General features: G+C 65.6%; 18 protein-coding genes. 17 read left to right on the top strand and 1 reads right to left on the bottom strand.

The genetic code is table 11. From position 1 onward, the window contains the following. The first annotated feature begins 45 nt into the window (after nucleotides 1-45). Genes N687_RS0103190 through N687_RS0103180 form a run of 3 tightly spaced genes read left to right on the top strand, consistent with a single transcriptional unit; the run spans nucleotide 46 to nucleotide 6,978 of the window. Entirely contained in the window at nucleotides 46-1,218 is a 1,173-nt protein-coding gene (locus N687_RS0103190) for a 1-deoxy-D-xylulose-5-phosphate reductoisomerase (RefSeq protein WP_029420475.1), read from the top strand. After that, nucleotides 1,215-2,483, top strand: a complete 1,269-nt coding sequence (gene rseP, locus N687_RS0103185; protein ID WP_029420474.1) for an RIP metalloprotease RseP — start codon at nucleotides 1,215-1,217, stop codon at nucleotides 2,481-2,483. Before N687_RS0103190 ends, rseP begins: the two co-directional genes overlap by 4 nt. 19 nt (nucleotides 2,484-2,502) lie before the next feature. Continuing rightward, nucleotides 2,503-6,978, top strand: coding sequence for a PolC-type DNA polymerase III (locus N687_RS0103180; protein ID WP_051662904.1), 4,476 nt, complete (start codon nucleotides 2,503-2,505; stop codon nucleotides 6,976-6,978). A 74-nt stretch (nucleotides 6,979-7,052) separates the two neighbouring features. Here N687_RS0103180 and N687_RS0103175 read toward each other — a convergent pair whose 3' ends face one another. Continuing rightward, nucleotides 7,053-7,766, bottom strand: a complete 714-nt coding sequence (locus tag N687_RS0103175; protein WP_035462039.1) for a thymidine kinase — start codon at nucleotides 7,764-7,766, stop codon at nucleotides 7,053-7,055. A 331-nt stretch (nucleotides 7,767-8,097) separates the two neighbouring features. Here N687_RS0103175 and rimP point away from each other — a divergent pair, with 331 nt between their 5' ends. The 14 genes from rimP (at nucleotide 8,098) to dut (ending at nucleotide 22,461) form a co-directional block, all read left to right on the top strand. Then, a complete protein-coding gene (gene rimP, locus N687_RS0103170; protein WP_029420471.1) occupies nucleotides 8,098-8,571 on the top strand; it encodes a ribosome maturation factor RimP in 474 nt (157 codons plus the stop codon). A gap of 21 nt (nucleotides 8,572-8,592) precedes the next feature. Next, nucleotides 8,593-9,711, top strand: coding sequence for a transcription termination factor NusA (nusA, locus tag N687_RS0103165; RefSeq protein WP_029420470.1), 1,119 nt, complete (start codon nucleotides 8,593-8,595; stop codon nucleotides 9,709-9,711). A 19-nt stretch (nucleotides 9,712-9,730) separates the two neighbouring features. Next, a complete protein-coding gene (rnpM, locus tag N687_RS0103160; protein WP_029420469.1) occupies nucleotides 9,731-10,015 on the top strand; it encodes an RNase P modulator RnpM in 285 nt (94 codons plus the stop codon). Beyond that, a complete protein-coding gene (locus tag N687_RS21920; RefSeq protein ID WP_051662903.1) occupies nucleotides 10,005-10,469 on the top strand; it encodes a L7Ae/L30e/S12e/Gadd45 family ribosomal protein in 465 nt (154 codons plus the stop codon). Before rnpM ends, N687_RS21920 begins: the two co-directional genes overlap by 11 nt. Next, nucleotides 10,393-13,353 carry a translation initiation factor IF-2 gene (gene infB, locus N687_RS22800; RefSeq protein ID WP_081841114.1) on the top strand — a complete coding sequence of 987 codons (2,961 nt, stop codon included), beginning with the start codon at nucleotides 10,393-10,395 and terminating at the stop codon, nucleotides 13,351-13,353. Before N687_RS21920 ends, infB begins: the two co-directional genes overlap by 77 nt. A gap of 56 nt (nucleotides 13,354-13,409) precedes the next feature. Further along, nucleotides 13,410-13,796, top strand: coding sequence for a 30S ribosome-binding factor RbfA (gene rbfA / locus N687_RS0103145; protein ID WP_029420466.1), 387 nt, complete (start codon nucleotides 13,410-13,412; stop codon nucleotides 13,794-13,796). Then, nucleotides 13,793-14,821: a DHH family phosphoesterase gene (locus tag N687_RS0103140; RefSeq protein WP_035462037.1), complete on the top strand. Its 1,029-nt coding sequence runs from the start codon at nucleotides 13,793-13,795 to the stop codon at nucleotides 14,819-14,821. Before rbfA ends, N687_RS0103140 begins: the two co-directional genes overlap by 4 nt. Before the next feature lie 5 nt (nucleotides 14,822-14,826). Beyond that, a complete protein-coding gene (gene truB, locus N687_RS0103135) occupies nucleotides 14,827-15,729 on the top strand; it encodes a tRNA pseudouridine(55) synthase TruB (protein ID WP_035462036.1) in 903 nt (300 codons plus the stop codon). 3 nt (nucleotides 15,730-15,732) lie between these two features. Then, on the top strand, nucleotides 15,733-16,674 hold the full coding sequence (ribF, locus tag N687_RS0103130; RefSeq protein ID WP_029420463.1) for a riboflavin biosynthesis protein RibF: 942 nt from the start codon (nucleotides 15,733-15,735) through the stop codon (nucleotides 16,672-16,674). Between the two features lie 174 nt (nucleotides 16,675-16,848). Further along, nucleotides 16,849-17,115: a 30S ribosomal protein S15 gene (gene rpsO, locus N687_RS0103125; protein WP_029420462.1), complete on the top strand. Its 267-nt coding sequence runs from the start codon at nucleotides 16,849-16,851 to the stop codon at nucleotides 17,113-17,115. A gap of 180 nt (nucleotides 17,116-17,295) precedes the next feature. Beyond that, nucleotides 17,296-19,524: a polyribonucleotide nucleotidyltransferase gene (locus tag N687_RS0103120; RefSeq protein WP_081841629.1), complete on the top strand. Its 2,229-nt coding sequence runs from the start codon at nucleotides 17,296-17,298 to the stop codon at nucleotides 19,522-19,524. A 113-nt stretch (nucleotides 19,525-19,637) separates the two neighbouring features. Then, a complete protein-coding gene (locus tag N687_RS0103115; RefSeq protein WP_035462035.1) occupies nucleotides 19,638-20,585 on the top strand; it encodes a polysaccharide deacetylase family protein in 948 nt (315 codons plus the stop codon). Nucleotides 20,586-20,683: 98 nt separating this feature from the next. Continuing rightward, nucleotides 20,684-21,937, top strand: coding sequence for a M16 family metallopeptidase (locus N687_RS0103110; RefSeq protein ID WP_029420459.1), 1,254 nt, complete (start codon nucleotides 20,684-20,686; stop codon nucleotides 21,935-21,937). Beyond that, nucleotides 21,934-22,461, top strand: a complete 528-nt coding sequence (gene dut / locus N687_RS0103105) for a dUTP diphosphatase (RefSeq protein WP_156040017.1) — start codon at nucleotides 21,934-21,936, stop codon at nucleotides 22,459-22,461. The genes N687_RS0103110 and dut overlap by 4 nt, the downstream gene beginning before the upstream one ends. Nucleotides 22,462-22,609 lie beyond the last annotated feature (148 nt).

Below are 22,609 nucleotides of genomic sequence, written 5' to 3'. Positions count from 1 at the left end.
CCGGAAGGCCCCTTTTCTTCCCCTGAGGAAGGGCGGACGTGTGGGATGAAGACGGTGACGGTGCTGGGGGCGACCGGGGTGATCGGCATGCACACCCTTGAGGTCGTCGACCAGTTTCCAGAACAGTTTGCGGTGGTGGCGCTCGCGGCCGGGCGGAACGTGGACCGGTTGGCGGAACAAGTACGGCGGTACCGCCCGGCTTTTGTCGCGGTCGCGGACGAAGAAGCGGGCAGGGCGCTGCGAGACCGGCTCGCTTCGGTGGGAGGCTCGACACCGGAGATCGGCGTGGGGCCGGACGGGCTCGTGCAGGCGGCCGAGGTGCCCTCGGACGTGGTCGTGTCGGCCGTCGTGGGTGCCGCCGGGCTGCGTCCGGCCTGGGCGGCGCTGGCGCGCGGCGCCACCCTCGCTTTGGCCAACAAGGAGACCTTGGTGGCGGGCGGCGATTTGGTGATGCCATGGGCGCGGGCGAATGGCGCCGACATCGTCCCGGTGGACAGCGAGCACTCGGCGCTCTTTCAGTGCCTGCAGGGAAGCCGGCGGCAGGACGTGAGACGGTTCATCCTGACGGCTTCGGGGGGCCCGTTTCGCACGTGGCCGAGGGAGCGGTTGCGGAACGTGACCGTGGAGGAGGCCCTGCGGCATCCGAATTGGTCGATGGGCCGCAAGATCACGGTGGATTCGGCCACCCTGATGAATAAGGGGCTTGAGGTCATCGAGGCGCACCACCTGTTTTCGGCCGACTACGACGAGATGAGCGTCTTGGTGCATCCGCAGAGCGTCGTCCACTCTCTGGTGGAGTACCGTGACGGATCGGTCTTGGCGCAACTGGCGACCCCCGATATGCGTCTGCCGATCCAATACGCGCTGATGCATCCTGCGCGTCCCGAGAACGAATGGCCACGGCTGGACCTGTTGTCGGTGGGGGCGTTGACGTTTGAGCCGCCGGACATGACCCGGTTTCCATGTCTGAGGCTGGCATTTGCGGCCGGCCGAGCGGGCGGGTACGCTCCGTGTGTCCTGAATGCGGCCAACGAGGTGGCCGTGGCCGCATTTCTCGAGGGCCGGTTGGCCTTCACCGGCATCGCCGAAGTGGTGGAGGAAGTCCTCAGCCGGCACATGACCGGGACACCCCGTGCATTGAATGATATTGTGGAGATGGATGCGTGGGCGCGCCGTGAGGCGCGGATCGCCGTCGAGAAAGGCGGGTGGGGCGTTTGACATGGGCAGTCTTGTGGGGGTTTCTCAGGTCTGCGTTGGCGGTGGTGGCGGTGTTCGTGGTGAGCATCGTGATCCACGAATTCGGCCACTTCTGGGTGGCCAAGCGCTGCGGTGTGGCGGTACCCCAGTTCGCCATCGGTTTTGGGCCGAAGTTGGTCCGCTGGGTGCGGCGGGGGACAGAGTTTTCCATCCGGCTCTTTCCGCTCGGCGGCTTGGTCCAGCTGGCCGGAGAGGTCCCGCAGGACGCCCTGTTTCGCCTCGGTGAAGAGTTGGCGGTCGAATTGGACGAAGCGGGACGCATCCGTGCCGTCGGGGACCCTGCCGACCTCCCGCGCGGACGCGTGGGGGTGTTGCGCGGCTTGGACCTGACGGACCGCATGGAGATGACGCTCGACTTCGGCGAGGGACCGCGCGTGCTTCGGGTCGTTCCGCGCGCCCAGCTGATGACGAGCAGGCGCAACGCGATCCCGTTGGTGGAGCGGGACGAACAGATGCTCGGCAAACCGCTCCACCAACGCGCGGCCATCATCCTGGCCGGTCCTGTGATGAACTTTCTCCTGGCCGGGGTGCTGTTCTCTGTGCTGTTCATGCATACAGGGGTGCCGCTCGACGCGCCCGTGATCGGCGGCATCGTCCCCGGTTCCCCTGCCCAACACGCGGGCCTGATGAAAGGAGACCGCGTCATCGCCGTCGACGGGCAGCCGGTTCGGACCTGGTCGGAGTTCTCCCACGCCATCCAGCGGGATGACACCACGCCGCCGCGGCCGCTTCAACTGGAAGTGGAGCGGGCGGGAACCGTTCAGACGGTCGAGGTCACGCCGATGCAGACGCCCGATCACGGACCTGTCGTCGGGGTCAACCGCGCCTTGTCCTTCAATCCGGTGCGCGCCTTCGGATCGGGGTTTGCGACGGTATATCACGGTTCGGTCAACGCGCTTCAGCTGTACTGGCAGGTGATATCGCAGCATCGATTCAACGATCTCGCCGGTCCCGTGGGCATCGCGGACGCGATTGGCGAACAGGCCCAGAGCGGATTTTGGAATGTGGTCGCGATCGCGGGGCTGCTGAGTCTCAACCTGGGGCTTTTCAATCTGCTGCCCATCCCGGCGCTGGATGGTGGACGGTTGCTGTTCATGGTGGTCGAGATGGTGCGCGGCCGGGCGCTGGACCCGCGCAAGGAAGGTCTGGTCCACTTCGTTGGGTTCGCCTTGCTGATGTTGTTTGCGGTGATCATCACCTACCGGGATGTTACGCGCCTGTTCTGACGGACGGGAGAGTGAAGAGATGGCGGAACAATTGTCCGCAGACTGGGCACCTGCAGCAGCGGACGTGCCCGGTGCGCTGGACGCAGTGGAGAAAGTGATCGTGCGGGTGAAGTCTCGCCAGGTGTTCGTACATTTGCGCCATCCTGGCCTCTGGCAGGAACGGATTCACGATGCCTCCCAGGAACCGGGTGCCGGCGGTGTGTCCCCGTGGTCGGCGTGGCTCACTGCGGTGCGGCGATTGGAGGCGGCTTGCCGCAACGAACTCGGAGCACGGACGGAGGGGCTGCACTGGGTGGCGCCGGCTTGGCCGAACGGGCCGACGGAGGACGAGGTTCGGGCTGCTCTGGCCGCACTGGTGGAGGACTACACCGAGCGGGAACCGGTCGCAGGCCAGTGGTTGAAACAGGCGGAGTGCACCGTGGAGCCCGAACCGACCGACGACTCTGCTCCGGCGCCGGCCATTGCCGGCTCGTCGCCTCCCGCGACGGCCCCGTCTCCCGCGTGGCGGGCGGTCTTCTGGGTGACGAGCGCCGCGGAGGTCGGCAACCTGGCGCGCAAGGAGGCGGGACAAGCCCTCGCGGAAACCGCGGCACGCTGGTTCGGAATCAACCTTCAGGTGGCGTTTGAGGTCCATCCCATGGCATCCGAGCGCGTACAAGGGCTGCGCGAGGCGCTGGAACAGGAAGAGCGGCAACAGGTTCAGGAGGTCCTGGAGCAGATGGAGCAGAAACAGGCGGAGGTGGCGGACCGGCCGCAGCCGCTTGGCGATAAGCCTGCCTGGGGCGAGGGGAGGCGCCGGGGAGACCGGCGCGCCGATGAACCGGTGCAGCCCCTCACCGTTGGACGTCCCATCGACGGCCCGGTGATCTCCATCGACGAGATCCAGGACGAGATGCGGCGCGCTGCCATCGAGGGACGCGTGTTCGCGGTGGACACCCGGACTTTGCCGAGCGGCCGAACCTTGGTGCAGTTCAACATCACGGACGAGACCAACTCTATCACGGCCAAATTGTTCATCCACAACGAACGCCAGCAGCAGGCCTTGGAAGGGTTTGCCGACGGGGCGTACGTGCGCATTCAGGGGCAGGTGCAATTCGACGCCTACGCCAAAGAACTGGTGTTCATGGTGTCGGACATGCAGCCCGCCGAGGCGCCTGTCCGGGTGGATCAGGCCGAGGAGAAACGGGTTGAGCTGCACCTGCATTCCAACATGTCCGCTCTCGACGGCATCCCGTCCGTGGCCGAGTACATCCGTCAGGCGGCCCGCTGGGGGCACGAGGCCATCGCGGTGACCGATCACGGCGTCGTCCAGTCCTTCCCCGAAGCCTACCAAGCCGGCAAGAAACACGGCGTGAAGGTGTTGCTCGGCGTGGAGGCGTACGTCGTCGACGACGGGACACCGATTGTCTACCGCATGCAGGACATCCCGCTGGACGACCGGACCGAGTACGTCGTCTTCGACACGGAGACCACGGGGCTCAACGCCCGCGAGGACACCCTGATTGAGCTGGCCGCCGTGCGGATGCGTGGCGGCGAGATCATCGATACGTTCGCCACCTTGATTGACCCGGAGCGGCCGCTGTCACCGAAGATCTCCGAGCTGACCGGCATCACCCCCGACATGCTGGTTGGGCAGCCCAAGCTGGCGGAGGCGCTGGAAGGCTTCCGGCGGTTCGCGGAAGGGGCGATCTGGGTCGCACACAACGCGGAGTTCGACGTGGGCTTCCTCGGCCAGTGCGCGCAGCGGCTGGGGATGGAGCCCTGGCGACAGCCCGTGATCGACACATTGGCGCTGGCGCGCGTGCTCTATCCGGGCGAAAAAAGCTACAAGTTGAAGACGTTGACGCAGAAGTTTTCCGTCGAGCTGGTCAACCACCACCGGGCGCTGGCGGACGCGGAGGCCACGGGCCGGGTGTTCGCGTACATGTTGGACGATCTGGCCGCCCGCGGCATCTCCCGGCTGCCTGAACTGAACCAGCTCACCCGGGGGGTGGACGTGACACGCACCCGCCCGTTCCACGCCACGTTGCTCGTCGTGAACCAGACCGGGTTGCGAAACCTGTACGAGCTGGTGTCGTTGGCGCACACCCAGTACCTCTACCGCACGCCGCGGATTCCGCGCAGCGAACTGGTGCGGCTGCGGGAGGGGCTGCTGGTGGGCAGCGCCTGCCAGCAGGGCGAGGTGGTTCAGGCGTTTTTGCGCGGGAAGACGACCGACGAGATCGAGGAGATCTGCCGGTTCTACGATTTCTTGGAGATCCAGCCGGTCAGCCACTACGAGAACCTGGTCCGCGAGGAGCTCATTCAAAGCGTGCAGAGCGTCCGCGAGATGCACCGGCAGCTGGTGGAGATCGGAAAGCGCTTGAACATCCCGGTGGTGGCGACGGGGGACGCCCACTACGTCAACCCGTCCGACCGCATCTACCGGGAGGTCTTCCTGCAGGCCCAGAACGGGGCGGAGGCGGCGCTGCAACCGCCCCTGCATCTGCGCACCACCGATGAGATGCTGGCGGAATTTCAGCACCTCGGAGAGGACGCGTACGACGTCGTCGTCACGCATACTCGCCGGATCGCCGCCCTGGTGGAGGAGGTCAAGCCGATTCCGGACGAGCTGTTCACGCCGGTCATCGACGGCGCAGAGGACGAGATCACGCGGATGGCGTACGACAAGGCGAAACGGTTGTACGGCGATCCGCTGCCCGAGATCGTCGCCGCCCGCCTGGAGAAGGAGTTGAACTCCATCATCCAGAACGGGTTTGCGGTGATTTATCTCATCGCCCACAAGTTGGTGGTCAAGTCGCTGTCGGACGGCTACCTGGTCGGGAGCCGCGGTTCCGTCGGGTCCTCCCTGGTCGCGACGATGACCGACATCACCGAGGTGAACCCGTTGCCGCCGCACTACCTGTGCCCGCAGTGCCAGTACAGCGAGTTCATCACCGACGGCTCGGTCGGGTCCGGGTTTGACCTGCCCGCCAAGGACTGCCCGCGCTGCGGCGCGGCCCTGCGCAAGGACGGCCAGGACATCCCGTTCGAGACCTTCCTCGGCTTCAACGGGGACAAGGTGCCGGACATCGACCTCAATTTCTCGGGCGAGTACCAGCCGCGGGCCCACCGCTACACGGAGGAGCTGTTCGGCAAGGATCACGTCTTTCGGGCGGGAACCATCTCCGCGGTGGCGGAAAAGACCGCGTACGGGTACGTGCGCAAGTTCGCCGAGGAGCGCGGGCTCATCCTTCGAAACGCCGAGATCGACCGGTTGGTCAAAGGTTGCACCGGCATCAAGCGCACCACCGGCCAGCATCCCGGCGGTCAGGTGGTGGTGCCGCATTACAAGTCCATCTACGATTTCACCCCGGTCCAGTATCCGGCGGACGATAAGAACGCGGGCACTCTGACGACGCACTTCGACTACCACTCGGGGCTGGAGAATTGCTTGTTGAAGCTCGACATCCTGGGGCACGACGATCCGACGGTCATCCGCATGCTCCAGGATCTGACGGGGGTCGATCCGAAGTCGATCCCGATGGACGATCCGCAGGTTCTCGGTTTGTTCAGCGGCACCGAGACGCTCGGCGTGAAGCCGGAGGACATCCGCTCCGCCACGGGCACGTACGCGATTCCCGAGTTCGGCACGAAGTTTGTCCGCCAAATGCTGGAGGACACGCGGCCGACGACGTTCTCGGAGCTGGTGCGCATCTCGGGCCTGTCCCACGGGACGGATGTGTGGCTGAACAATGCCCAGGACCTGATCCGCAACGGGATCGCCACCCTGTCGGAGGTTATCTGCGCCCGCGACGACATCATGGTATACCTCATCTACAAGGGCCTGGAGCCGGCGCGCGCGTTCAAGATCATGGAGTCCATCCGCAAGGGCAAGGGTGTCAAGGAAGAGGACGCCGAATACATGCGGCAGTTCGGGGTACCGGAGTGGTACATCGAGTCGGGGCGCAAGATCAAATACATGTTCCCGAAGGCCCACGCGGCGGCGTACGTGTTGATGGCCATGCGCATCGCCTGGTTCAAGGTGCATTATCCGCTGGCGTTCTACGCCACGTATTTCACCGTGCGGGCGGACGATTTCGATGTCGAGCTGATGGTCCAGGGGCGCGACGCCATCGTGCGCAGAATTGAAGAGATTGAGCACAAGGGCAATGGCGCGTCACCGAAGGAGAAGAGCCTGCTGACGGTGCTCGAGGTGGCGCTGGAGATGGTGGTGCGCGGCTTCCGCTTCCTGCCCATCGATCTCATGCAGTCGCACGCGACGCAGTTTCTCATCCGGGAGGAGGAGAACGCTTTGCTGCCGCCGTTCGCGGCGGTGCCGGGCATCGGCGAGGCAGCCGCCAAGAGCCTGTACCAGGCTTGCCAGGACGGACCGTTCCTGTCTGTGGAGGACCTGCAGGAGCGAAGCCGAGTCGGCCGGAATGTGATCGAGGTGCTGGAACAGCTGGGATGCTTGAAGGGGTTGCCCGAGACGAACCAGTTGTCCCTGTTCTGACGGAGAGACGGTGGGCGTGCCGCTACGCTCCTGCGCTCACGCGAGCCGCTCCGCGACCCGCCCGCCGTCCGCGCTCACCGTGGAAGAGGTTTGGAGGATTCACGCGCGACAGCCGCCTCTGCCGAGGCCAGGGTGTCCGGGGGAAGGGTCTCATGGCAGCGCCGGCAGCGCGGTTCGTAGGATTCGGTGGCGCCCGGAAACACAATCGGATCGTCCCAGTCGGCCGGCCGTCCGTTGATGATCCGCTGCGGGAGGACGGCGGGCGCACCGCAGCGCATGCAGGTGGCCGTGAGGCTCACGCGTTCATCGGCAAGGGCCAGGATGTCGCCCATCGGCCCAAACGGCATCCCGCGGAAGTCCTTGTCGAGACCGGAGACCATGATCTGGCATCCGCGGCGCAGGAGTTCCATCAGGACTCGAACGATCACCCATCCCTCCTCGTCCCGTTCCATGAAAAACTGGACTTCGTCGCAGACGACGACGCGAACGTCGTCCTCGAGGCAGCGCGCCAACAGCTCCAGCGCGCTGCTGACCGGCGTGGCCGGGACGCGCTGGCCCCCGTGGCTGGCGATCTCTGTCGCGGAGTAGCGCCGGTCGAGCCCGTGCTTGTAAACCCCGATGCGGCGCGGGGTGTAGGTACGGCCGTCACGGCGCGCCGCCTGGGCGCGGATGGATTCGATCCGTTCCACCGTGCGGAGGCGGGCAATGAGCTCTTCCGTCTTGCCGGACATCATGTTGCCGGTGATCACCAAGAGGTGGCCGGTCTCCAGGGAAGTCTGCAATGTCATCAGCCGCCTTCCTGTCAGGGGAGTACCCGGGTAGGGTTCGCGATGGCCGGTGCAGATTCCTGCCGGCGGGCGGGGATCGGTGGAATGGCGGAGAAATCAGTGTTTGCAGGCAGCGGCAGAAGGTGGTATACTCGGATCGTTAGACTTCGTATAGGCTGTGACGCGAAGAGTGGGGTTCCCCACTCTTCGCTGTATGAAGCGGGGTCGCGAGGTGTGGACGGCTGACGGTGGCGCGCGGGAGCAGGCGCTGACAGGAGCCGCACCGTCGGGAGCGGGGCGGCTGGCACCCGGGGCACCGCATGTGAACCAACAGGCCGAAGGAGGTACGGGTGTGCCCAAGGAACGCGTGACGGACATCGTGGAGCGACTGGCCCTGCCCATCGCCGCAGAGGTGGGCGTGGAACTGGTCGATGTGGAGTACAAGAAAGAGGGTGCCAACTGGTACCTGAGGGTGTTCATCGACAAGGAGGGCGGGGTCGACATCGACGATTGCACGCGCGTCAGCGAGCGCCTCTCGGAGCGATTGGACGAAGTGGACCCGATCCCCTCTTCCTACTTCCTTGAGGTATCCTCCCCAGGCGCGGAACGCCCGCTGAAGAAACCGTCCGACTTCGAACGGGCCGTCGGACAATTCGTGCACATCTCCCTGTACGAACCCTGGCAGGGCCAAAAGGTGTTTGAGGGAGAGCTGACGGAGTATGATGGGGAATCCCTGACCCTCTCGTACGCGATCAAGGGGGTCCGCAAGACGGCCCGGATCCCTGTGGAGAAGATCGCCGCAGCGCGGTTGGCCGTTCAGTTGTAGGAAGGGAGGAGGAGCCGTGTCATGAATGCCGAGTTCATCGACGCGCTGGAACAGTTGCAGCGGGAAAAGGGGATCGACAAGGACACCCTGTTGGAGGCCATCGAAGCGGCGCTCATCTCAGGATACAAACGCAACTTCAATTCGGCCCCGAACGTCCGGGTGGAGATCAACCGGGACACGGGCGAGGTCAAGGTGTACGCCCGCAAGACCGTGGTGGAGGAGCCGCAGGACCCACGGCTGGAGATATCGCTGGACGCTGCCTTGGACATCAATCCAAACTACCAGCTCGGCGATATCGTGGAGATTGAGGTGACGCCGAGGGATTTTGGGCGGATTGCTGCTCAGACGGCCAAGCAGGTCGTCACCCAGCGCATCCGGGAGGCGGAGCGGTCCATCGTCTACAGCAAATTCGTCGACCGAGCTGAGGACATTGTGACCGGCGTGGTCGGGCGGCAGGATGCCCGCGCCACCTACGTCGACCTCGGTCAGACGGAAGCCGTGTTGCCGGTGTCCGAACAGATGCCGACGGACAGGTTTCGCCCTGGCGACCGGGTGAAGGCGTACATCACCCGGGTGGAGCGCACCAGCAAGGGACCGCAGGTCGTTCTCTCGCGCACTCATCCGGGTCTGCTCAAGCGGCTGTTCGAGCTGGAGGTGCCCGAGATTTACGACGGCGTCGTCGAGATTAAGGCCGTGGCCCGGGAGGCGGGTCACCGCTCCAAGATTGCAGTCCACTCTCGCAATCCGGAGGTCGATCCCATCGGTGCCTGCGTCGGGTCTCGCGGGATGCGGGTGCAGGCTGTGGTCAATGAACTGGGCGGGGAGAAGATCGACATCGTCAAGTGGAGCGAGGACCCTGCTGAGTTCGTCTCCAATGCGCTGTCTCCGGCCAAGGTGGTGTCGGTTCAGATCTTCGAGGAGGACAAGGTGGCGCGGGCCGTCGTGCCCGACCATCAGCTGTCGCTCGCCATCGGCAAGGAAGGTCAGAACGCGCGTTTGGCCGCGAAGTTGACCGGTTGGAAGATCGACATCAAGAGCGAGACGCAGGCCGCGGAGTTGGGGATGTTCGGACGCATCACCGACTTCGAGGAGGACGACGAGGTCGGGACGCTGTCGGCCGACTGGCTGAACGAACCGTGATCACGAGGGGGCTTTGGGCATGCAGCGGCAGCGAAAACTGCCCTTGCGCAAATGCGTGGGGTGCCAGGGAATGTTCCCGAAGCGCGAACTGATCCGGGTGGTCCTGACGCCAGAGGAGCAGATCCTGCTCGATCCGACGGGCAAGCGCAACGGCCGCGGGGCGTATGTGTGCGCCAATCCGGATTGCCTGCGCCAGGCGCGCAAGCGCAAGTCGCTCGAACGGGCGCTGAAGCACCCCATTCCGGAAGGCGTGTATGACGAACTGGAGGCGAGGCTGGCGGAGGTGTCCCCGGGTGGCGCGTGAATCGCAGGCGGACCGGGTACGTGCGCGGGCCCTGGGGCTCCTGGGGCTGGCACAGCGGGCCGGCGGGATCATCGCGGGCAGCGACGCGGTACTCGCGGCGTTTGGCAAGGGCCGGGTGCGCTTGGTGTTGCTGGCGGCGGACGCGGGCGCCAATGCTGAGAAAAAGGTGCGCGACAAGTGCGCGTTTTACGGAATACAGATGGTGTCGTGTTTCGACAGGAACGAGTTGGGCCGCGCGCTGGGGCGCGGGCCGACCGTCATGGCGGGTGTGACCGACCCCGGGTTCACCGAGAAGCTGTTGCAGTACACGGGGGAATTCTGCGGGGGTGAAGCCTTTGGCGAAACTTCGGGTGTACGAGTACGCAAAGCAATTGAACATGTCGAGCAAGGAGATCCTGACCATCCTCAACCGCCTCGACGTGCCCGTGGCCAACCACATGAGCGTGATGGATGACGATATGGTGAAAAAGGTGGAGCAGTTCTTCGCCGATGTCAAGCAACGAGCCGCTCAGCGCCACGCCACCGAGATGGAACGCGAGTTGAGGGAGAAGCAACGAGCGCGCGAGCGAGCGGCGCGCCTGGAACAGCAGCGGCAAGAGCAGCAGGCGCGCGCGGAGGCGCAGTACCGCAATGGCGGATGGCGGGATGGCGCGCGGAAGAGTGGGCAGGACACCGCGACGGGAACCCAGGCACCGGCTCGGCCGGGGCGTCCGGATGCAGACCGCAGCAACGGACGAGCTGCGGCGGCGGGTGCGGGGGCCGCGGCCGAGCCGGCGGGCCGTCCTTCCGCGCCGGCAGGGGCCGCGCCCGTGTCGGCTGCTTCCGTACCCGCGGACCGGGGGGACCGTCCGGCAGGGGGGGTGGCGGCCTCGCGGATGGACGCGGGCCGCATGGGCGATACACGCGCCCAGACCGGTGTTCGCCCTGGGTTGGAACGTGCCGACCGGCCGGGTCAGGATCGGAATGGACGCGGGTCAGACCGCAATGGGGGCGACCGCGGTGGCCGCGCGCACGAACGCAACGGAGGGGATCGTGGCGGCCATGACCGCCCTGCACAGGATCGCGGTGGCTACGACCGCGCTGCCCGTCCCGCGAGTGCAGGCGGCCGCAGTGCGGTGCAAGGCGGGAGCGCTGGCTCGGACCGCGGCCCCCGCGGAGGATACGACCGCGACCGAGGCTCCGGCGGGCGGCCCGCAGGACGGGGTCCGAACGGTGGCGCGGGCGGCTCCGGCGGGGATCGCGGCCCGCGCGGCGGCTTCGGTGGCCCTGGCGGTGACCGGGGGCGCGGCGGCCGGTCCGGCAGCTTCGTAGAAGGCCGGGATCGCGGCGCGCGGGGCGGCTTCGGCGGCGGCTTTGGCGGGGCCCGCGGTGGCGGCCGACCGGGCGGCTTTGGCGGCGGAGCGGGCCGGGGTCCTGCAGCGGTGGCCCAGAAACCGGTGAGCCCTGCGTCGAAGGCCAAGGAGAAGGAGCGCGAGCGCGGGCACAAGGACTTCGACCGCGATCGCAAGGAGCGCTTCAACGAGGAGAAGCTGGTCCAGCGGTCCGGCGGCCGGCGTCGCGCCGGTAGCAACGGCCGTGCCGATGTGCCGAGTCAGGTGACCGTCGAGGGACCGATGACCGTCGGTGAGTTCGCCAAACTGTTGCATCGCGAGGCCTCGGAGATCATCAAGAAGCTCTTGTTCCTCGGCGTCATGGCGACCATCAACCAGCAGATCGACACCGACGCCATGGAACTCATCGCCGATGAATACGGGGTGGAGCTGGTCGTCAAGGAGCCGGTCGACGAAGAGGCCCTCGACATGCTGGTCGAGGCCGACAATCCGGAGGACCTAGTGCCCCGGCCGCCGGTGGTCACCATCATGGGCCACGTCGACCACGGCAAGACGACCCTGCTGGACGCCATCCGCAAGAGCCGCGTCGTGGCGACGGAGGCCGGGGGCATCACGCAGCACATCGGCGCGTACCAGGTCGAGGTCGGCGGACGAAAGATCACGTTCCTCGACACGCCAGGTCACGAGGCGTTCACCACGATGCGAGCGCGCGGGGCCCAGGTGACGGACATCACCATCCTGGTGGTCGCCGCAGACGACGGGGTGATGCCGCAGACGGTGGAGGCCATCAACCACGCCAAGGCGGCCAACGTGCCGATCATCGTGGCGGTGAACAAGATCGACAAGCCGGAGGCCAACCCGGACCGGGTGAAGCAGGAGTTGACCCAATACGGCCTGGTGGCCGAGGAATGGGGCGGCGACACGGTGTTCGTCAACATCTCGGCGCTCAAGAAGGAGGGGCTCGATCAGCTCCTCGAGATGGTCCTGTTGGTCGCGGACCTTCAGGATCTCAAGGCCAACCCGAAGGCGCGTCCGCGCGGCACGGTGATTGAGGCAAAGCTCGATCGAGGTCGTGGCCCGGTGGCGACGGTGCTGGTGCAAAACGGCACGCTCCGAGTGGGCGATATCGTCGTGGCCGGTACGACGTATGGCCGGGTTCGGGCGATGACGAACGACCTCGGCAAGCGCATCAAGGAAGCGGGCCCGTCGACCCCGGTGGAGATCCAGGGGCTGGGCGAGGTGCCGAGCGCGGGCGACCTGTTCGTGGTCTACGACGACGAGCGGGCAGCGCGCCAGCTGGTGCAGAAGCGCGCCAATCGCGAGAAGGCGGAACAGATGCAGACCACGGCGCGCGTCACGTTGGACGACCTGTACCGCCAGATCCAGGAGGGCAACGTCAAGGAGCTCAACGTGATCGTCAAGGCGGACGTCCAGGGGTCGGTGGAAGCCATCGTGGGATCCATCGAGAAGATCGACGTCGCGGGCGTACGCGTGAAGGTGATCCACCGCGGTGTCGGCGCCATCACCGAGTCGGATGTGGCCTTGGCCAACGCGTCCAACGCCATCATCATCGGTTTCCAGGTGCGGCCTGACGCCAATGCGGCTCGTTTAGCGGAAGAGCACAAGGTGGACATCCGGCTGTACCGCGTGATCTACGACGTCACCGCAGAGCTCGAGTCGGCCATGAAGGGCCTGCTCGAGCCCGAATTCAAGGAAGTCGTGCTGGGCCACGCGGAGGTTCGCCAGGTGTTCCACATCTCCAAGGTGGGCACCGTCGCCGGTTGTTACGTCACGGACGGCAAATTGGCGCGGGATGCGGAGTGCCGCCTCGTCCGAAACGGGGTCGTGGTGTACGAAGGCAAGCTCGACTCGCTCAAACGGTTTAAGGATGATGTCCGGGAGGTCGCCAGCGGATTCGAATGCGGCCTGACGCTGGAGCGATTCAACGACATCAAGGTCGGTGACGTCGTGGAAGCCTTTAAAATGGAGGCTGTCAAGCCAGAATAAGGGCGGTTGACACATGAATCGCCCCGGCCCATCGGCCGTGGCGAGGGGGGAAGGGTATGTCCCGGATCCGCGCGCAGCGCGTGGCGGAGCAGATGAAAAAGGAGATTGCGGAACTGATGCGCACTGAGCTCAAGGATCCGCGCATCGGTTTTGCCACCATCACCCGTGTCGAGGTGGCGGGGGATCTGCAGCACGCCAAGGTATTTGTCAGCGTGTTCGGCGATGCGGACGCCAAGCAAGGCACCATCGATGCGCTCTCACGCGCCGCCGGGTTCCTCCGCGGGGAGGTCGCGCGGCGCCTGCGCATGCGTGTGGCGCCGGAGCTGGTCTTCCGACTGGATGAGTCGGGGGAGTACAGCGCGCACATCGAGACGGTGATCCGTCAGTTGCACAACACGTCTAAACCGGCGTCGGTGGACACGCCTGAGGAGGATCGCTCATGAACGGCAGCGACACGGCCCGCGGGTCTCAGTCTTGGGATCCAGCGCCTCGCCGCGGAGAGGAACTGATCCGGGTGGCCGAGGCCGTCCGCCAGGCGGACGACTGGTTGATTGTCACGCACGAGCGGCCGGATGGCGATGCCGTCGGGAGCGCCCTCGCCATGGCGCACGTGCTCAGCGCCCTGGGGAAGTCGTGGCGGTTCGTGGTGGAGGAGCCACTGCCGAAACGATTCTCGTTTTTGCCGCTGTTCTCTTTGGCCTATCCGATTTCCAGCGGGATCGACCGGCAGTTTCAAAACGTGGTCGCTGTCGATTGTGCGGACCGCGGCCGGTTTGAGAGCCTGTGGGGCTTTATCGCGGACGACGCGCGCATCGTGAACATCGACCATCACCAGACGAATCCCCGCTATGGCTCAGCCTGGTTGGTCGACGAGCAGGCGGCGGCGACGTGCGAGCTCATCTATCACGTCGCGCGCCAGCTGCACATCCCATTGACGGCTCATCTGGCGACGTGCCTGTACACCGGCATCTTGACCGACACCGGCGGCTTTTCCCTGCCCAATACGACGCGCGAGGTGCACCAGATCGCGGCCGAACTGGTGGCGGCGGGCGTGCGCCCGTACGACGTGGCCGAGCCGGCACTGGAATCCAGGACCTGGCCGCAGATGCGGCTCATCCAGATGGCCCTCAACAACCTGACCGTGTCGGAGGACGGGCGCTACGCCATCCTGTACGTGACGGAAGGGATGTTGGAAGGGGCCGGGTGCACGGATGACGACACGCAGGTGTTGGTGAACTTTCCGCGCAGCATCGACACGGTCGAGGTGGCGGCGCTGTTCCGCGAGATCGGGGGCGGTCGGGTGAAGGTGTCCCTGCGCTCCAAGCGGACGGTGGACGTCTCCCGGATCGCCCAACACTGGGGGGGCGGCGGCCACGTGAGGGCGGCGGCCTGCGTGCTGACTTGTGATCTCCCGGAGGCCATCGATCAGGTGTGCGCCCGCATCGAACAGGCGCTGGCGGAGGCGTGAGGGACTTGCCGTCTGGAGTACTCGTGTTGGACAAGCCGGCAGGTTTGACGTCCCACGACGTGGTGGACGGCGTGCGCAAGGTGTTGGGCACGCGTCGTGTGGGCCATGCGGGGACGCTCGATCCGGACGTCACCGGCGTCCTCGTGATTTGCGTGGGAGAGGCGACTCGGATGTTGGAGTTTGCGGCGGCCGAGGAGAAGCAGTACGAAGGCGTGATCGCCTTTGGGCGGGCGACCGACACAGACGACGCGGCGGGCCGGGTGGTGGCCGAGGCCGACGCGAGTCGGCTCGACGAGGCGGCGGTGCGGCAGGCGGCGAACGCCCTCGTGGGGGATGTCGAACAGACGGTGCCGTTGTACGCGGCGGTGCGCGTGGGCGGCAAGCGCCTCTACGAGTACGCGCGGAGCGGTGAGCCGGTGGAACCCCCGGTACGCCGGGTGCGCATCGACGAATTGGCCGTACTGTGGTTTCGCTCTGGCGTCATGGCGGAGGCGGGCTTCCGCGTGCGCTGTTCCAAGGGCACGTATGTGCGCGCGCTTTGCCGGGATTGGGGCCGGTTGGCCGGCGTTCCTGCCCACATGCGGTCGTTGCGCAGGACCGCGTCCGGCCATTTCCAGATCGGCGAGGCGGTGGACTTCGAATGGTGGCGGCGATCGCCCAACCCGGCGGCGTATCTCTTGCCGCCAGTGGAAGCGCTGCGCGGGTGGCCGCGAATCACCGTGACGGAAGAGGAAGCCGCGAGGCTCGCCCAGGGGCAGCGCGTCTCGTCGGGCGCCCGCGTGCCCGGCGGATCGCTCGCGGCGTGCGTCACCCCCAGCGGCGAGCTGGTGGCGGTGGTGCAGGTGGAAGGGCCGCCGGGAGCGCGGCGGTTGCGTCCGAAGAAAGTATTCTGGAAGAAGGAACGGTAGCTTATGGAGTGCATCGTCGTCTCGGGACGGCCGCCCAAGAGCGATCGGACGCAGGTTCTGGCGATCGGCAAGTTCGACGGGGTCCACATCGGGCACCAGGCGATCTTGCACGAGGCTCAGCGGCACCGCAACGGGGCTCTGCTCTCCGTGATGAGCATCTGGCCGCATCCCGCGTGGGTGTTCGCGCAAAAACCGGGATACGACCGGAGCTTGACGCCGCTGCCGGAAAAGATTCGGATCCTGGCGGGATTTGGTGTGCAGCGGCTGTACGATGTGCAGTTTTCGAAGGCGTACGCCCGGACGCCGGCGGAGGTGTTCGTCCAGGAGCATTTGGCGTCGCTCCGGCTGCAGCGGGTGGTGGTCGGTTTTGATTTTCACTTCGGTCAGGGAGGGCGCGCGGATGCGTCGGACCTGGCCCGGATGTGCGCCGAGATGGGCATTCCGGTCAGCATCGTGCAGCCGGTGGAGGCCGGCGGGGTGAAGGTCAGCAGCTCTCGTATCCGGGAGTTGTTGGCGCGCGGGCGCGTCGAAGCGGCGGAAGCGTTGCTCGGCCGTCCGTACAGCGTCACCGGGACGGTGGTCCACGGCGACGCCATCGGCCGGACCATCGGATTCCCGACGGCCAATCTGGACGGATTGGATGCTTACGTGTTGCCGGCGCCCGGCGTCTATGCCGTGGCCGTCGAAGTGTTAGGGGAGCCGTCGGGTGTCGTGCACTGGTTCGGGGTCCTCAACGCCGGCTACCGGCCCACGGTCGACGGGCGAAGGTACCGAATGGAGGTCCATCTGCTCGACTTCGCGGGAGACCTCTACGGACGCGAGCTGCGCGTATCCTTCCTGCGCAAGGTTCGGGACGAGCAGAAATTCCCCGATTTGGATGCACTGAAGGCCCAGATTGAGCGGGACGTGGCGTTTGCACGGCAGGTGCTCGGCGCCTCCGAATGACGCGGCCGTGCCGCATTGCGGGCGGCCTGAGGTGTGGTATAATGGGTGGGTCCCATACAACGAAGCGGCAGCGGATTCGCGCAGGGGGACAGGAACTGCTTCGTGGATGTGCGTTTCCTCCAACGGCATCTCCGTGGCAGGGATTCGCTTCGTCAACAAAGGAGGATCTTCACTGTGCTGACCCAAGAGGACAAGAAGCAGATCGTCGAGAAGTACCGCTTGCACGAATCGGACACCGGCTCGCCGGAAGTCCAGATCGCCATTCTGACCGAACGAATCAACCAACTTACCGAGCACTTCCGTGTCCACAAGAAGGACCATCACTCGAAGCGCGGCCTGTACAAGATGATCGGCCGCCGCGCGCACCTGTTGAACTACCTGCGAAAGAAGGACATCAACCGCTACCGGCAGTTGATCCAGTCGCTCGGTCTTCGCAAGTAACGGCGGGCTTCGGCCCGCTCGTTTTACATTCTCATGCGTTTTGCGCCCCCGCCGTACGGATGGGAAGGCCGGACTCACTTGCCGTTCGGACGGAGACAATATACATAATGGTATGGACAGCATGGAATGGATCATGGCGCACAACCGCCGCGGGTGAATCAGAGGAGGATGCAGGAACAGATGTACAAGAGACACGAGTTTATGGTGGCCGGCCGCCCGATGGTGCTGGAGACCGGCAAGTTGGCCAAACAGGCCACAGCCGCCGTCAACGTCCGCTACGGAGACACGGTGGTGCTGGCGACGGTGACCGCTTCGAAAGAGCCGAAGGAACTCGACTTTTTCCCATTGACGGTGAACTATGAGGAGCGGTTCTACGCGGTCGGCAAGATCCCGGGCGGTTTCATCAAACGGGAAGGGCGTCCCAGCGAGAAGGCGGTGTTGGCCTCGCGCCTCATCGATCGCCCGATTCGCCCCCTGTTTCCGGAGGGGTTTCGCAACGAGGTGCAAGTGGTCGACCTGGTGATGTCCGTGGACCAGGACTGCGCCCCTGAGATCGCGGCGATGATCGGGACGTCGGCGGCCCTGACCATCTCCGACATCCCGTTCGCCGGGCCGATTGCGGGCGTCATCGTCGGACGGGTCGACGGCGAGTTCGTCATCAATCCGACCGTCGCCCAGGCGGAGCGGAGCGAGATGCACCTGGTCGTCGCGGGGACGAAGGATGCCATCGTGATGGTGGAGGCAGGGGCCAATGAAGTTCCGGAAGCCGTCATCCTTGAGGCCATCCTGTTCGGACACGAGGCGGTGAAGTCCATCATCCGCGAGATTGAGGTGTTCGCGGAGGACGTCGCGCAGCCAAAGCGGGAGGTGGTGCTGCACACCGTCGATCCGGAGCTGAATCAGGTCATCCGCGCCTTTGCAACGGAAAAGATCAAGGCGGCCGTGCGCAATCCCGACAAGCAGGCGCGGGAGGCGGCGGTGGACGCGGTCGGCGTGGAGGTGCACGAGGCGTTCGCGGAGCAGTACCCGGAACGGGACAAGGAGATCGACGACATCCTGCACGACATTTTAAAAGAAGAGGTGCGCTCCGCCATCCTTTACGAAGGCATCCGGCCGGACGGGCGGCGCTTGGACGAGATCCGGCCCATCTCCTGCGAGGTGGGGCTGTTGCCGCGCGCACACGGGTCGGGGCTGTTCACGCGCGGGCAGACGCAGGCGTTGTCGGTGTGCACGCTGGGGGCGCTCGGAGACGAGCAGATCCTCGACGGGCTTGATCTCGAGGAGTCCAACCGCTACATGCATCACTACAACTTCCCCCCGTTCAGCGTCGGTGAGGCCCGGCCCTTGCGGGCGCCGAGCCGGCGTGATATCGGCCACGGGGCGCTGGGAGAACGGGCGCTCGATCCGGTGATCCCTCCGCCGGAGGAGTTTCCGTACGCCATTCGCGTTGTGTCCGAGATCCTGGAATCCAACGGATCGACCTCGCAGGCCAGCATCTGCGGCAGCACCATGGCCCTCATGGATGCGGGCGTGCCCATCAAGGCGCCGGTGGCGGGCATCGCCATGGGCCTGGTGAAAGAGGGAGATCAGGTGGCCATCCTCACGGACATCCAGGGCCTGGAGGACCACCTGGGCGACATGGACTTCAAGGTCGCCGGGACGGCACGCGGGGTGACGGCGCTGCAGATGGATATCAAGATCGCGGGGATCGACCGCGACATCCTCGAACGGGCGCTGAACCAGGCACACGAGGGACGGATGTTCATCCTCGCCAAGATGGCGGAGGCGATCGCGGCGCCGCGGCCGGAACTGTCGAAGTTCGCTCCGCGCGTGGTGGCCATCCACATCCACCCGGACAAGATTCGGGATGTGATCGGCCCCGGCGGCCGGGTGATCAATAAGATCATCGACGAAACGGGTGTCAAGATCGACATTGAGCAGGACGGGACCGTGTACATCTCCAGCCCCGACAAGGCGGGCCTCGAGGCGGCGAAGGAGCACATCCTGAACATCACCCGTGAAGTCGAGGTCGGCAAGACGTATCTCGGCAAAGTGACGCGCGTCGAGAAATACGGGGCGTTCGTCGAGGTGTTGCCCGGCAAGGAAGGTTTGGTCCATGTTTCGCAACTGGACCTGGGCCGCGTGGCGAAGGTGGAAGACGTGTGCCAGGTCGGCGATCAGATCGTGGTCAAGGTGACCGAGATCGACAGTCAGGGGCGCATCAATCTGTCGCGGAAGGAAGCTCTGCGCGAGAGCGGCCAGGTGCCGGCGGAGGCGAGGCCGGAACGTGGAGATCATGCGGATCGATCCGACCGGCGGCCCACCGCAAGCCGGCCAGGGTCGAGGCCGGATGCCAAGCCGCGTTCTGATGCAAGGCAACGGCCGGGTGCGCGGACCGGGTTGCGTTGACCGGACGTTTCCATACCTCGTAAACATCCTTCCTGAATGGGTCAGGAAGGATTTTTCGTCTGTTTGGGGCACGCTAGCAACAGCGTTGCACGCAGACGGGGGGATGATCCGGGATGAGACTGGCATTGCTGGCGCTCGCGTTGGCAGCGGTCGCGGCTTCGCCGGCGCCGCTCAAAGGGTTGGCCGCCGTCGCCGAACCCCATACACAGACCAATCCGTTGGCCCAGCAGCTGGTACATGTAGCGGAGGCGCTCGATCAACCGCCCGTGGACGCGCGGGTCGATCGCGTTTGGCACGCGATCCCCGGGCTGTGCGGTTGGGTGCTGGACGTTCCGCAGAGTGAACGGGACACGCGGGCAGCCACTGACGGACGGCTGCATTTGGTGTGGCGGAGCGCACCGCCGGAAAAGCGGTTGGCCGACCTGCCGCCCGAACCCATCTACCGGGGGCCTAAGGAGGAGAAGTCGGCCAGTCTGATGTTCAACGTCTCCTGGGGAGAGGAATCCATCCCTGCGATTCTCGAAACCCTCCGGAAGTCGGGGGTCAAGGCCACCTTTTTCCTGGACGGGGACTGGGTGGACAAACATCCGGACCTGGCTAAGCGCATCGCAGCGGAGGGCCACGCCATCGGGAGCCACGGCAGGGGACATCCCGACTTCCGGCGCCTTTCCGCAGCAGCCCAAGAGCAAAATATGGCCAGCACGAATGCGTCGCTGCGGCATACGTTGGGGACGACGACCGATTTGTTCGCGCCGCCCGCGGGGAGCTACGACGACCGGACGGTGGCAGCGGCGCGCCGGCAGGGGATGTACACCATTCTGTGGACGCTCGACACCATCGACTGGAGAAGGCCGCCAGCCTCGGGGATCGTCCGGCGCGTCCAGCAGGGTCTGGAGCCGGGGGTGCTCATCCTCATGCATCCGACGCCACCCACGGCAGAGGCGTTGCCGCGCATCCTGGAAGTCCTGGAGAAGGCGGGCTATCGGTTGAAGACGGTAGAAGCGGTGGTGCATGAGCAACGGGCTTCGGCTCCGCCGTCCGTGCTTCGTGCCGACCCGTGATCCTTGAGCCGGGCGGCGCCGTTTTGATATAGTGAACTCGCTTGTACGTGCGGCAGGCGTTGGACCGTTCGGCGCACGCTGGCGGGGAGGACTGGGAGATGGCGTATAAGACGAGGCTGACAAATGGCATCCGGGTCGTGGGCGAGGAGATCCCCACGATGCGATCGGTCAGCATCGGATTGTGGATCGGCACCGGGTCGCGGTACGAGAACCCGAAAAACAACGGGATCAGTCATTTTTTGGAACATCTCTTGTTCAAGGGAACGGAACGGTACTCCGCTAGGGAGCTGGCGGAGGTGTTCGACGGCATCGGCGGCCAGGTAAACGCCTTTACTTCGAAAGAGTACACCTGTTTTTATGCCAAGGTGCTCGACGAACACTTCGAGACGGCGGTCGACACGCTGGCGGATATGCTCCTGCACTCGCAGTTCGCGCCGGAGGAGATGGAGAAAGAGAAAAAGGTCGTCATCGAGGAGATCCGGATGTACGAGGATACCCCGGACGAACTGGTGATGGACGTGCTCGCTTCCGGGGTCTACGGTTCCCATCCGTTGGGATACACCATCCTCGGCCGCGAAGAGAACCTCTTGTCCTTTTCGCGCGCAGACATTCAGCGGTACGTGGGGGCCCACTACACGCCGGACAACATCGTCGTCGCTGTCGCCGGAAACGTGCCGGAGCAGCGGGCGGTGGAGACGGTGGAACGCCACTTCGGGCAGGCGTTCCCGACCGCACCCCGCGGTGATCAGCCGGGGCTCGCGGTGCCGGGCTTCGCACGGGAGGTCCACGTGCGCCGGAAGGACACGGAGCAGGTGCACGTGTGCCTGGCGGTCTCGGGCCTGCCGGTCGGCGATCCGCGTCTGTACGCCCTGGTGTTGCTCAACAACGCGCTCGGGAATTCCCCGAGTTCTCGTCTGTTCCAGGAGATCCGCGAAGAGAGAGGGCTCGCTTATTCGGTCTTCTCGTTTCACTCCGCCTATCGGGACTGCGGCATGTTCGGGGTATATGCCGGGACGTCGCCGGAGACAGTGGCGGAGGTGCTGGCGCTGGTGCGTGGCATCTGCGCCCAGTTGGCGGAAGACGGCTTGACCGAAGAGGAACTGCGCAAGGGCAAGGAGCAGGTGAAAGGCTCGATGATGCTGAGCCTCGAGAGCACGAGCAGCCGCATGAGCCGGCTCGGCAAAAACGAGCTTTTGCTCGGACGGGAGGTCACCCTGGATGAAACGCTGGCAGGGATCACCGGCGTCACGGTGGACGACGTGCGGCAGGTAGCGCGGGACATCCTGCAGCAGAAATTCGCCATCGCCGCGGTGGGGCCCGTGGACGGCGAGGAATTGGAGCGGTTTCAATGAAGCGGACGCCACCCCATTCGGCGGAGATCCGGGTTTCCCCTGGAGCGGCCGGATCCGTGAGCGCGGAGGCGGAGGTGTTGACGGTTCTGTACCGGGTGGTCTCCGACGAGTTCCGCCCGGACTACGTGCCCCGTTACGCCACGGCGGGGGCGGCGGGGATGGACCTGCACGCCTGCATCCGGGAACCCCTGTCCCTGGCCCCCGGCGCTCGAGTGCGGGTGCCAACCGGCATCGCGCTGCAGTTCCCCCACGCGGGGGTGGTCGGCCTGGTGTACGCGCGCAGCGGCTTGGCGTGGCGGCACGGCATCGGGTTGCCCAACGGCGTCGGCGTGATCGACAGCGATTACACAGGTGAGATTCAGGTCCTCTTGACCAACTTCTCCGATGTGCCGCACGTCATCCACCCGGGGGATCGCATCGCCCAAATTGTGTTTGCCCCTGTGTACATCGCCCGTCTGCAGGAGGTGGACGCGTTCGCGCCGACGGCGCGCGGCGAACGCGGTTTTGGGTCCACCGGCGTCTGACGGGCGCCGTTGTCGAAAAAGATCTTGTGAGAACACCGAGGGTGCTGTGGCACCCGCCGGTGTTTTATTTTTGTGCGGGCCGGGCGCGGCGCTACGCTTCGGCTGCGCAAGTCGCTGCGCGCCCCACCCGCACATACCCCTCCGTCAT

Origin of the sequence: Alicyclobacillus macrosporangiidus CPP55, assembly GCF_000702485.1 — a bacterium.
In the GTDB taxonomy this organism is placed as follows: Bacteria; Bacillota; Bacilli; order Alicyclobacillales; family Alicyclobacillaceae; genus Alicyclobacillus_H; species Alicyclobacillus_H macrosporangiidus_B.
Note: the sequence above shows the minus strand (reverse complement) of the source record. Positions and strands in the feature narration are given on the sequence as shown.